Here is a 12,233-nt window from a genome sequence, read left to right on the forward strand (position 1 = left end):
TCAGGTGACCTTCTGCACCTTCGGCTTGCGCCGCATCTGACGGATCAGGGGAATAGAATAGATCACCAGCGCCGCCCAGATCATCGGGAAGGCGATCATGCGGGCGTGGCCGAACTCCTCACCAAAGACAAAGACGGCGACCAGAAAGATCAGCGTCGGCGCGATATATTGCAGGATACCGATGGTCGATAGCCGCAGCAGCTTGGCACCATTGGCGTAGATGATCAGCGGCACCGCCGTCACCACGCCGCACCCCATCAGCAGCAGGCTTTGCCCCCAGCTGATGCCAAAGCTGCCCGTGCCTGTGGCGGTCAGATAGGACAGATAGGCCAGCGCGGGTACCGACAGGATCAGGACCTCCAGAAGGAACCCCTGATTGGGGCCGACCGGCAACCATTTCTTGAAGAAGGCATAAAACCCCCAGCTGAACGTCAGACCGACCGCAGCCCAGGGCAGGCTGCCGGTTTCCACGGTCAGAACCACAACCGCGGCCGCCGCCAAGGCGATCGCCAACATCTGAGTGCGACTCGGCCGCTCCCCCAACAAAAGGGCGCCCAATGCGACACTAAACAAGGGGTTTATGTAATATCCAAGTGCTGCATCCAGCGCGTGATCCGTGGCGATGGACCAGACATAGATGCCCCAGTTCACCGAAATCAGCACCGCTGTGATGCAGGCCATCAGCAGGGTGCGCGGGCTGCGCAGGGCCGCGCGCAGATCGCCGGTGCGGCGCAGAACGATCAGCAGCGCCCCCGCCAAAGGCACCGACCAGATCACCCGATGGGCCACCACCTCGGCCGCGGGGATGTGCGACACCGCCTTCATGTAGAGCGGCAGGAACCCCCACAGCAGATAGGCCGTAATGGCAAAGGCCAACCCCTGAGGGGTGTCGACGTTCTCGCGCGTATGGGTGGTCATGGCAGCTCTCCTACGCGGCCTTTATGGCAGCTTTGCAGGCGAAGGGAATGCCCAAAACGCACAGGAATTGATCACGAAACAGATCACGCCGCACCATCACCTGCATGACTCGTCAGACCGAAGTATGACAAATTTTCCTGCATTAGAGCCTGATTCAGACCTTCACCCGCTCCGATTTCGGGTCATACATCGGCTTTAACGAAGCCTCTGCCTGCACCCGTGTCCCCATCACGTCGATCTCGTAAGAAGAGGCCAGAACCTCGGCAGCGCTTTCCCCTTCACACGGCACATAGCCCATGCCGATGGCACCACCCAACGTATGACCATAGGCACCCGAAGAGAGATAGCCGACGATCTCTCCATCGCGCAGCAGGGGTTCGTTGTGATAAAGCAGCGGTTCAGGGTCAGTCAGACGGAATTGCAGCATCCGGGCCTTTGGGCCGTTCTCCTTGCGCGCGGCAACGGCTGCCTTGCCGATGAAATCAGGTTTGTTCAGATCCACTGCGAATCCCAGCCCCGCGTCGATCACGTGATCCTCACAGGTGATGTCATGGCCGAAGTGGCGAAAGCCCTTCTCGATCCGGCAGCTGTCCATCATATGCATGCCGCAGAGCTTCAGATCCATGTCCCGCCCGGCATCCTGCAGCACCTCGAAAACGTGCCCTGCCATATCGGACGAAACATAGATCTCCCAACCGAGTTCACCGACATAGGACACCCGATGCGCACGGGCGAGCCCCATGCCGATCTCGATCTCCTGCGCGGTGCCAAAAGGGTTCACCGCGTTGCTGAAATCATTGGGAGAGACCTTCTGCAGCAACTCGCGCGAGCGTGGCCCCATGACCGCCAGGACGCCCTCCCCCGCGGTTACATCGGTAATGGTCACGCGGTAATCCCCGACCAGCCGCCGCATGCGGGTCTCATCCGCCAGCCGGGTCAGGGCAGGCGTCACAACCAAGTATACAGTTTCTGACAGGCGTGTGATTGTCACATCCGCCTCGATCCCGCCGCGGCTGTTCAGGAACTGGGTATAGACGATCTTGCCCACAGGGGCAGACATGTTCGCGCCGCAGATATGGTTCAGGAAGCTTTCCGCATCCGGTCCTTCCACACGGATTTTCCCGAAGGAGGACATATCGTACATGCCAACGTTTTCGCGCACCGCACGGTGTTCAGCGGCGGAGTTCTGGAACCAGTTCTGCCGCTTCCAGCTATAGCGGTATTCCCGTTCCTGCCCCGCCTCGGCAAACCAGTTGGCGCGCTCCCAGCCCGCCAGTTCGCCAAAGACCGCTCCCGCCTCAGTCAGTTGGTGATGGAAAGGAGAGCGCCGCACCCCGCGCGCGGTTGCCTTTTGCCGATAGGGGAAGTGATCGGCATAAAGCAGCCCCAGCGTTTCCTTGGAGCGCTCGAACAGGTAGTGTTTGTTGCCCTGGAAGGGATGCATGCGGGTGATGTCCACATCGCCCAGGTCAAAGGGCTTCTCTCCATCCTGCATCCATTGCGCCAGCGCCATGCCCGCGCCGCCCGCCGACTGGATCCCGATCGAATTGAACCCCGCTGCGACCCAGACGTTGTCCATCTCGGGCGCCAGTCCCAGGTGATAGGCATCGTCGGGGGTGAAGCTTTCGGGGCCGTTGAAGAAGGTATGGATCCCGGCATCGGCCAGCATCGGCATCCGGTTGCAGGCGGCCTCCAGGATGGGTTCGAAGTGGTCGAAATCCTCGGGCAGCTGGTCGAATTCGAAACTGTCGGGAATGCCCTTCATCCCCCAGGGTTTCGCCTTGGGTTCAAAGGCGCCCAGCATGATCTTGCCCGCGTCTTCCTTGTAATAAGCGCATTCATCCGGCACCCGCAGCACCGGCATCTGGCTGAGCCCCTGGATTGGTTCCGAGACGATGTAGAAATGCTCGCAGGCATGCAGCGGTACGTTGACGCCCGCCATGCGGCCCACTTCATGCCCCCACATGCCAGCGCAGTTCACCACCATGTCACAGGCGATATGCCCCGTATCAGAGCCTGAATCGGACACCCAGTCCACCCCCGTCACACGGCGTCCTTCGCGGGCAATGCCGGTGACCTTGATCCTCTCCTTGACCAGCGCACCGCGCTGGCGGGCACCCTTGGCCAGGGCGAGCGCGATATTCCCCGGATCCGCCTGACCGTCAGTCGGCAGCCAGACACCACCGGTGACGCCATCGAGATTGATATGGTCGTAGCGCGCTTTCACCTCTGCCGGGGAGAGCTCCTCGACCGGCACGCCAAAGGCACGCGCCATGGCGGCATTTCGGTACAGCTCCTCCAGCCGTTCATCGGTCAGCGCGACCGAGACAGACCCCACCTGCCGCATACCGGTGGCAACGCCGGTTTCTTCCTCCAGCCCGAGGTACAGATCGGCGGAATAGCGCGCCAGCTTCGTCATGTTGGAGGATGCCCGCAACTGCCCGATCAGCCCGGCCGCATGCCATGTGGTGCCAGAGGTCAGCTGTTTGCGCTCCAGCAGGACCACATCCTGCCAGCCGAGTTTCGTCAGGTGATAGGCCACCGAACAGCCCACCACGCCGCCGCCGATGATGACCACGCGGGCCGACTTTGGAAGATCGCTCATCTCATGCTCTCCGAACCGATTTACGGATCAGAGTGGCACAGACTTGCGTCAGAAAATGCATCAAAAACGTCAAACGGGGGAATGTCTTATCCCCGACCCGTTTTTTCAAACCGGCCGTGGCTCCCCAGAATGCGCACTGTGGGCGGTTTCAGACACCGGGCGGGTGCGGCGCTGTTTGCGCAGGGCAAAGGGGGTGATCCCGAAAACGGATTTGTAGAGCGAGGAAAACCCGTTGGGAAATCCGCAGGCCAGGCCAATTTCTCGCACGCTGAGCGTGGTGTTCAGCAGCAGATTATTCGCCTTGCTGAGCCGCATTTCCCGATAGAACCCGTTGGGCGTGGTGCCGAAAAACGTCCGGAACTTGCGCTCTAGCGAGCGGTTGGACAGGCCCAGTTCGGTGACGATGGCGCGGATCGGCATCGGTTCTTCGATATTGGCCTGCATCAGGCGGATGCAATCGTCCAGATCCCGGTCGCCTGACGTGGTCGGCGCATGACCCGCAAAAGGTTGCAGCGAGGCAAAGTCGCGGATGTGGTCGTGCAGCAGGATATTGGCCACCGTGACCTGCGCCGCCGCCGAGGTCAGCTGCCCGACCAGGGCCAGAACCACATCGGTGGTGGCGCCCATGCCGGCACAGGTCACCACCAGACCATCCTGCCGGGCCAGCGCATGGGCACCAAGATCCAGCCCAAGCTGTTCGCGCAGCAGGTCCGAGTTCTCCCAATGGGTGGTGTGCGCCCCCGCCCCGCCGGACTGGCTGCGGATATGGCGGGCGGCGGCTTCGGCCAGCAGATAGACCTGCGCGCCGCGGCTGGTGTAGCTCTGGACCACCCGGCCCAGCGACAGGCCCGGATGCGCCGGATCGGAATTGCCAAGGACAAAGGCAAAATCGGCTTCTGGCTTTGCGGCGAAACACTGGGTGTCGACGCTCAGCCCTGACCGGCAGGTGATCTGCCCGCCAGAGGCAGAGCGCACCGTCCAGTCGAACAGAGGGCGCGCCAGCACCCGGTTGGCAATGCGCAGCGTGTCGGTGACCGCGGCCATTTCCGTCAGTACGAACCCATCGCAGACGAGAATGTCGAAATGCCAGCCTTGCGAGGCCTCTTTCAGATCCGAAACCTTCCGATCCATTCCGTTTTCCCTCGTTCAGCCAAGGCGCGCTGCGGCACTAGGCCCGCAGGCGCGTGTTTTCCGGATCCCAGAGCGGTTCATCCTTCTGAACCATGGCCCGGTGCATTTGTCCGTAGATCTCCACCTCCAACTCGGTGCCGGGCGTGGCCAGATCACTGCGCACCATGCCCAGCGCGACAGAAGCGCCGACGCGGTATCCCCAATCGCCCGAGGTGGTCTCGCCCACGATCTCGCCATCCTTCCAGATGCAGGACATATAGGGCGCGTCCGCCTCACCCGCCTCGACAATCAGCGTGACAAACCGTTTGGCCGGGCCATCCTGCGTCTCTGCCGCCAGTACTGCCTTGCCGGGGAAATCATGCGGCTTGTTCAGTCGAATGAACCGGTCGAGGCCCCCTTCGATGGCCGAATAGTCAGTGGATAGGTCGCCCTTCCACGCGCGATACCCCTTCTCGATCCGCAGGGAATTCAGCGCGTACATGCCAAAGGGTTTCGCGCCTGCCGCCAGAACTGCCTCATAAAGCGCGGGAATATCCTCTGGCGCGGCGTGGATTTCCCAGCCCAGCTCCCCGGCAAAGGACACGCGCGCCAACCCGCAGTCGCGTCCGGCAATCCGCGCGCTCTGCACTGAAAGCCACGGCAGCGACAAATCTGCCTCGGTTCCGATGGTGGTGAAGATCTCGCGCGCGGCAGGGCCGGTGACGATCAGAGTCGAGAAATCTTTCGTCCTGTCGCTGAGGGTGATCCATTCCGGCAGCTCATGTGCCAGAACATCGTAATCGTGCCATTGCGCCGTGGCGGCGGTGATCAGCATGTAGTGATCCTCGCCATGCCACATCACGCTCATCTCGGTCAGGATACGGCCGCGGGGATCGGTGAAATAGGCCAGCCCCATACGCCCCGGTCCGGGCAAGCCGCCGGTGATCTTGCCGAGCAGCCAGTCGCGCGCGCCGGGACCCTTGACCTCGAACCGGGAAAACCCAGGCAGGTCCAGGACACCGCAGTGATCGCGCACCGCCTCGCATTCCTCGCGGATGCGCTGCTGCCACGGTCCAGCGCGGCCCCAGGTGCGGGTGGCTTCCTCCGATGTGTCATCGCCGTCTTTCGCGAACCAGTTGGCCCGTTCCCAGCCGTTGTAGGCGCCCATCTGACCGCCCAGCGCCTTGACCCTGTCATGAACCGGCGACAGTTTCCGGTCGCGTCCGGCAGGCCATTCGTGGCGCGGGAAGTGCATGGCATATTCGTGGCCGTAGACCTCCATCCCCTTGGCGACGCAGTATTCGTGATCGGTGTAGTCGGTATAGCGGCGCGGATCGCAGGACCACATGTCCCATTCGGTCTGCCCATCGACAATCCATTCCGCCAACACCTTGCCCGCGCCGCCGCCCTGCGCGATGCCAAAGGTAAAGACGCAGGCCTCAAAGGCGTTCTTCACGCCCGGCATGGGGCCAAGCAGCGGCAGCCCGTCGGGCGCATAGGGGATCGGCCCGTTGATTACGCGGGAAACGCCCGAGGTCGCCAGCGCAGGCACCCGCTCCATAGCGTCGGTGACGATTTCCTCGATCCTGTCCAAATCGTCGTTCCACAGCTGAAAGGAGAAATCCTCGGGCATGGGGTCGGCGTCGGTATCCCAATGGGCGCGGCAGTTCGGCTCATAGGGGCCAAGGTTGAAGCCGTGTTTTTCCTGCCGCAGGTAGTAGGACACATCCACATCGCGCAGGAGCGGCAGCTTCTTACCGGTCTCCTTGGTATGGGCCTCGATCTCGGGGATTTCCTCGGACAGGAGGTACTGGTGGCTCATCACCATCATCGGCACGGTGCGCCCGCCGTAGGGTTTGAACCATTCCCCCACCCGCTGCGCGTAATATCCGGCCGCATTCACCACGTAATCGCAGGCGATATCGCCCTTGTCGGTGTGAACAATCCAGCCATCGTCTGTTTGCGTGACGCCTGTCGCCGGGCAGAAACGCAGGATCTTGGCGCCCAGATCACGCGCGCCCTTGGCCAGAGCCTGCGTCACCTGCGCCGGGTCGATGTCGCCGTCATTGGGATCATACAGAGCGCCTGCCAGATCATGCGTTTCAAGGAAGGGATAGCGCGCCTTGGCCTCTTCCGGGGTCAGGATCTCCATGCCCATGCCTTGATAGCGGCCCATGGCGGCAGCACGCTCGAACTCCTGCATGCGTTCCTTGGTGTGCGCCAGACGGATTGATCCGGTCTGGTGATAGTTCATTGGATAATCGACCTCATCGCCCAGACGTGCGTACAGCTCGGTCGAGTAGCGCTGCATGTTCATGATCGACCAGGAGGTCGAAAAGGTCGGCACATTGCCTGCCGCGTGCCAGGTTGATCCCGCCGTTAGCTCATTCTTTTCCAGCAGCACGCAATCGCTCCAGCCGCGTTTGGCCAGATGATACAGGGACGAGCAGCCGACAACGCCGCCGCCAATGATGACCACGCGGGCCTTTGATGGAAAATCAGACATATCCGCTCCCTGTTGCTGCGGGTGTTATGGTTTCTGCGGCAGCCCGTCGGCGATCTCATAGTAATCGCCCTTGCTGGCGCAAAAGATGTGCTTTTCGATCTTCAGCCCGCTGGGGTCCTCGACCGCACCAAGCGCAAAGCTGATCGTGTCCTCGTCATGGGCCTTCCAGAACAGAAAGGAGCCGCAGCGCGCGCAAAAGCCCCGTTCGGCCCCCGTGCTGGCCGCGTACCAGCTGACCGGGCCGTGAAGGATCAACTCGGTCTCTGGCACATAGGCCGAGGCCCAGACACCGCCCGATTGCTTGCGGCACTGGCTGCAATGACACATCGACGGCCCTTGCGGCGCGGCGGCGGTTTGAAAGCGGATATCACCGCACAGGCAGGATCCCCGGATCATTGCACGCCCTCCAGCTGCGGCGCGCTGCTGGCGCCAAGAAGCACGCCATAGACGATGAAACAGACTGCCAGCAGGCGGCGGATCCAGACGTTGAACACCGCCTTCAGCGCCGCCTTGCCCATCAACACACCCAATAGGGTGAACCCCGTATAGCTGAGCGTCGTCAGCACCAGTGCCGTGGGCATGATCACCGACATCTGCTCCCAGATCGGCACACCGGGCTGCACGAACTGGGAAAAGGCGGCAAGGTATCCGGCAACGCTTTTGGGGTTGATCGTGGCCACCGCCAGCGCGTGCAGGTAAACATGGCGTGCAGGGCGTTCCACTGCGGGCGTAGGGCGCGTTGCGTTGATCCAACCGCGCACACCAAGAAAGATAAGGAAGCCCGCCCCGATCACCTTGGCCACGAAGAACCCGGTGGGCGAGGCCGCGATCAGCGCCGTCACCCCCAGCGCCGACAGGATCAGAAAGGCGCTGGCCTGCGTCAGGATCGCCAGCACCCCCAGCATCGCCTTGGGCAGGCCCAGCGTCATCCCGTTCGAAATGCAATTCACTGCATTGGGACCGGGCGTGGTGACAAAGACCACCCAGAACAGGGCAAACAGGGTCCAGGCTTCAAAACTCATCAGTCATATCTCATGCTTTAATAAACGGGCGGGGCAATGACCCAGACCGCCACGGCGGGCGCGTCATAGGGGTTGGCCCATTGGTAGGGTTCGTGGCGGATGCGGAAACTGTCACCGGGACCGACGGTAAAGGCATGCCCGCCGATCACCAGATCCAGCTGCCCCGAAATCATGTAGCCAACCTCTTGCGTGGGGCGGTTGGCCGGGGTCTGCATGCGGGATTGCGGCGCAAAGGTGGAATGCACCATCTCAAAATCATCGGTCAGGTCCGGCGACAGCAGCTCCTCCATCAGACCTTCTTCGCCCGATCCCATGGGGCGGCGGGCACCTGCACGCACCACATAGCCCTGTTCGTCCGCGGGCACGTTGGAATGGGCAAACAGCATGGACATGGGCACGCCCAGACATTGCGCGATCTGGCGCAGATCGGAAATCGACGGTTCGGACAGGTCCCGCTCAACCTGGCTGAGCCAGCCCACCGACCGGTTCAGCCGCGCCGCGATATCGGACAGTGTTAGCCCGCGCGCCTTGCGCAGGGCGCGGATATCCGCGCCAAGGGTCGCTGTCTGCGGGGATAGATCACTCAATGCCAGTACCGCTTCGTGAAAAAACACATCTCTTTTTCACGCTGACCCACATTGCATGAAATTTCAAAGCATTTTTTCACGAAAGCCGCAGAAAGCCTGTCAAGCGGCAAAGACCTGTTTGAGGATGGCGCCCAGCTGATCCGCATCTTCCTGGGTGAAGGCATCGGGCTGGTCGCTGTCGATGTCAAAGACGCCGATTACCTCGCCCGCCTTGTTCCAGACAGGCAGCACCAGCTCGGACCGGGTGGAGGAGGCACAGGCGATATGGCCGGGGAAGGCCTCAACATCCGGCACCAGCTGCACTTCTCCGCTGCGCGCCGCCGCGCCGCAAACGCCGCGCGAGAACGGGATCTGCAGACAGCCGTGTCCGCCCTGGTAGGGGCCGATTTTCAGCAGCTCGGGCGCCACCACGCGATAAAACCCGGTCCAGTCAAACCGGTCATCGCTGTGATGCACCTCGCAGGCGACGGTGGCCATCAGGGCGACCTCATCGGTTTCGCCCTCGGTCAGGGCGGCGATGGTCTTTGCCAAAGTGGTGTAATCGAGGCTCATCTGGTCGGCTCCCGGGTCAGTCTGTTCTGGTGCTGCTGTATCCCGCGCAGGCGCAGGCGACGCAAGGCCCCCTTCACGCGGCGGTGTCCAGCGCGCCCCGCAACCACTCTGCCGCATCGGATATGGCTTCATCCGCCTGCGGGATCACCTTGGTCAGATTCAGGAAGCCGTGGATCTGCCCCGGATACTGCTTCACCGTGACGGGCACGCCTGCCTGCTCCAGCGCTGCCGCATAGGACAGGCCATCGTCCCACAGGGGATCATGCCCCGCCACCAGCACAAATCCCTGCGGCTGCCCGGCCAGATGGGTCGACATCAGCGGCGATATCTCGGGCGCCAGACGGTCCTGACCTTGGGGAATATATTGATCCATATACCACTGCATCCGCGGCAGCGACAGCAGCGGGTGATCCTGCAAGGCCTGCACCGAGGCCGAGGTAAGCCGCGCATCCACAGCCGGATAGATCAAGAGCTGCGCCCGGGGCAGAGGTTTGCCCGCTTCCGACAGGCTGTGCATCAGGCTGGCCGTCAGATTCGCCCCCGCGCTGTCGCCCCCGACAGCAATGCGCGCCGGATCGATGCCAAGATCCTCCGCCCGCTCTAGCAAGGCCAGATAGGAGGCCAGCACATCATGCGCCGCCGCCGGAAAGGGGTGTTCCGGTGCCAAACGGTAGCTGACTGAAACAACCCGCACTCCGGCCCGCGCCGCCAGTTTCGCACACAGCGCATCATGGGTGTCGATACTGCCCTGTATCCAGCCGCCACCATGCAGATAGATCAGCGTCGGAAGGCTGTGCGCCTCATCGCATTCGGCAGGGACATAGACACGCGCAGGCCGGGGACCATCGCCGCCCGGCAGGGTCATGTCGTTGCGCGTAACCGGCTCCCGGCATGGGGCATCGAATTTTTCCACGAAACCGGCGAGTTGCACTCGGCTTTCCTTGACCGTCGGCTGGACTGCGGGATCGCGCACCAGACCAACCAGATCCGCAACCGCCTGCGCCTTGGGATCGGCCCGCCGTCCATCGACCACGGGCAAGGCCCCACCATAAAGCAGGCGCACCGCGCTCTCGGGCAGCAGCACCCGCAGCAAGGCCCAGATCAACTTTACTTTCTTCATTGGAAATTCCCCGCACTGAAATCACCTGCACCCCGCCAAAATTCACGGCGGAGACAGGGCTACTCTGCGGAGGAGAGGGCAACCGCGCAAGCCACGGCACGCTGCAGGCACATAAAAGGGCAAAGAGGTCGCCCCCTCTGCCCTTCACTCACTGATCCGGGATTAGACCCGTTCGATAGCGATGGCGGTGCCTTCGCCGCCACCGATGCAGATCGCCGCAACACCGCGTTTCAGCCCGCGTTTCTCCAGCGCGTTCAGCAGCGTCACCATGATCCGCGCACCGGAGGCACCGATCGGGTGACCCAGCGCGCAGGCGCCGCCGTTCACATTCACCTTGTCGCGGGAAATGCCCATCTCGTGCATGAAGGCCATGGGCACGACCGCAAAAGCCTCGTTCACTTCCCACAGATCCACATCCTCGACCGACCAGCCGATCTGTTTCAGCAGTTTCTGGGCCGCCGGAACCGGTGCGGTGGTGAACCATCCTGGTGCCTGCGCGTGGCTGGCGTGGCCCATGATCCGCGCCCGCACCGTCAGACCCTTGGCTTCTGCCGCCTCTTCCGAGGCCAGCACAAGCGCCGCCGCCCCGTCCGAAATCGACGAGGCATTCGCTGCGGTCACAGTGCCATCCTTGCGGAAGGCCGGTTTCAGGTTCGGAATCTTTTCCGGGCGGGCCGACTGGGGTTGCTCATCGGTGGTGATGACCTGCTCTCCGCTGCGGGTGTGCAGCGTGACCGAGGTGATCTCATCCGCAAAAGCACCGGTGCGCTCGGCGTCGAGCGCGTTCGACAACGAGGCCAGCGCGTATTGATCCTGCGCTTCGCGGGTGAACTGGAACTTCTCGGCGCAATCCTCGGCGAAGGTGCCCATCAGACGACCCTTGTCATAGGCATCCTCCAGACCATCGAGGAACATGTGGTCAATGACCTGCCCGTGACCGATCCGCGCACCCCCGCGCATCTTGGGCAGCAGATAGGGCGCATTGCTCATGCTCTCCATACCGCCCGCGATCATCGTGTCGGTGTGACCAAGAGCGATCTGATCAAAGGCAATCATCGCCGCCTTCATGCCCGATCCGCACATCTTGTTGAGCGTCGTGGCCGGGACCTCTTCGCCCAGACCACCTGCAAAACCAGCTTGCCGCGCGGGCGCCTGCCCCTGCCCCGCGGGCAGAACGCAGCCCATCAGAACCTCATCGACGGTGTCGGTTCCGGCCCCGGCGAGCGCTGCCTTGATCGCGGCACCACCCAGTTCGGCTGCAGTCACGCCATCGAAAACGCCCTGGAACCCACCCATGGGGGTGCGCGCCGCTCCGGCAATTACAACGTGTTTCATGAAATTTTCCTCCAATCGTCGAAATTATCCATACAGAATGCTAAGGTTTGAGGTCTAGAGTCAGTGTGAAGTACAGAGAGACCCTCGGGGAACAAACATGAGCTTATCCAGTACGGTAACGGACGGTGCGCAGATCGTCACAGTGAATGCGGAGCGGATCGACGCGGCCATCGCGATTCGGTTCAAGGAAGACATGCGCTCTGCCACCGAAAGCGGACCCGACCGCGTGATTCTGGACCTGTCCGAGGTCCAGTTCATCGATTCCAGCGGTCTTGGCGCCATTGTCGCAGCCATGAAACAGCTTGGCAGCGGTCGCCGCCTTGATCTGGCTGGCCCGACCCCGATGGTGGAAAAGGTTTTCCGCCTCACCCGGATGGACACGATTTTCGATCTATATGGCTCGCTGACCGAAGCGATGTCTGAACCCAAAGTCGGCACGTGATTCCGTATATGATCCTCCGCGCAAAGCGAGAAACGA

The 12,233-nt window shown here is 62.2% G+C and carries 11 protein-coding genes; 1 reads left to right on the forward strand and 10 read right to left on the reverse strand.

Features of this window, described 5'->3' with window-relative positions; all coding sequences use genetic code 11:
• The 10 genes from rarD to SM765_RS12050 all read right to left on the reverse strand — a co-directional run bounded on the left by rarD (position 1) and on the right by SM765_RS12050 (position 11,755).
• On the reverse strand, positions 1 to 918 hold the full coding sequence (rarD, locus tag SM765_RS12005) for an EamA family transporter RarD (RefSeq protein ID WP_274835260.1): 918 nt from the start codon (positions 916 to 918) through the stop codon (positions 1 to 3).
• Between the two features lie 154 nt (positions 919 to 1,072).
• Positions 1,073 to 3,523, reverse strand: a complete 2,451-nt coding sequence (locus tag SM765_RS12010) for a GcvT family protein (protein ID WP_274835259.1) — start codon at positions 3,521 to 3,523, stop codon at positions 1,073 to 1,075.
• Positions 3,524 to 3,628: 105 nt separating this feature from the next.
• Positions 3,629 to 4,654, reverse strand: a complete 1,026-nt coding sequence (locus SM765_RS12015) for a GlxA family transcriptional regulator (RefSeq protein WP_274838128.1) — start codon at positions 4,652 to 4,654, stop codon at positions 3,629 to 3,631.
• A gap of 37 nt (positions 4,655 to 4,691) precedes the next feature.
• On the reverse strand, positions 4,692 to 7,139 hold the full coding sequence (locus tag SM765_RS12020; RefSeq protein WP_274838127.1) for a GcvT family protein: 2,448 nt from the start codon (positions 7,137 to 7,139) through the stop codon (positions 4,692 to 4,694).
• Between the two features lie 24 nt (positions 7,140 to 7,163).
• Positions 7,164 to 7,535, reverse strand: coding sequence for a GFA family protein (locus SM765_RS12025; RefSeq protein WP_274838126.1), 372 nt, complete (start codon positions 7,533 to 7,535; stop codon positions 7,164 to 7,166).
• Positions 7,532 to 8,161 carry a LysE family translocator gene (locus SM765_RS12030; protein WP_274838125.1) on the reverse strand — a complete coding sequence of 210 codons (630 nt, stop codon included), beginning with the start codon at positions 8,159 to 8,161 and terminating at the stop codon, positions 7,532 to 7,534. The genes SM765_RS12025 and SM765_RS12030 overlap by 4 nt, the downstream gene beginning before the upstream one ends.
• Positions 8,162 to 8,178: 17 nt before the next feature.
• Positions 8,179 to 8,748, reverse strand: coding sequence for a helix-turn-helix domain-containing protein (locus tag SM765_RS12035; protein WP_274838124.1), 570 nt, complete (start codon positions 8,746 to 8,748; stop codon positions 8,179 to 8,181).
• Positions 8,749 to 8,847: 99 nt separating this feature from the next.
• Entirely contained in the window at positions 8,848 to 9,300 is a 453-nt protein-coding gene (locus SM765_RS12040) for a GAF domain-containing protein (RefSeq protein WP_274838123.1), read from the reverse strand.
• 73 nt (positions 9,301 to 9,373) lie between these two features.
• Complete coding sequence (locus SM765_RS12045; RefSeq protein WP_274835254.1) at positions 9,374 to 10,420, reverse strand: alpha/beta hydrolase; 1,047 nt, start codon at positions 10,418 to 10,420, stop codon at positions 9,374 to 9,376.
• A 162-nt stretch (positions 10,421 to 10,582) separates the two neighbouring features.
• Positions 10,583 to 11,755, reverse strand: coding sequence for a thiolase family protein (locus tag SM765_RS12050; protein ID WP_274833079.1), 1,173 nt, complete (start codon positions 11,753 to 11,755; stop codon positions 10,583 to 10,585).
• A 97-nt stretch (positions 11,756 to 11,852) separates the two neighbouring features.
• On the opposite strand from SM765_RS12050, the gene SM765_RS12055 reads away from it, so the two are divergent.
• A complete protein-coding gene (locus SM765_RS12055; protein ID WP_065271849.1) occupies positions 11,853 to 12,197 on the forward strand; it encodes an STAS domain-containing protein in 345 nt (114 codons plus the stop codon).
• Positions 12,198 to 12,233 lie beyond the last annotated feature (36 nt).

The organism is Pseudophaeobacter sp. 1A09344 (assembly GCF_041008745.1).
GTDB classification, from domain to species: domain Bacteria; phylum Pseudomonadota; class Alphaproteobacteria; order Rhodobacterales; family Rhodobacteraceae; genus Phycobacter; species Phycobacter gallaeciensis_A.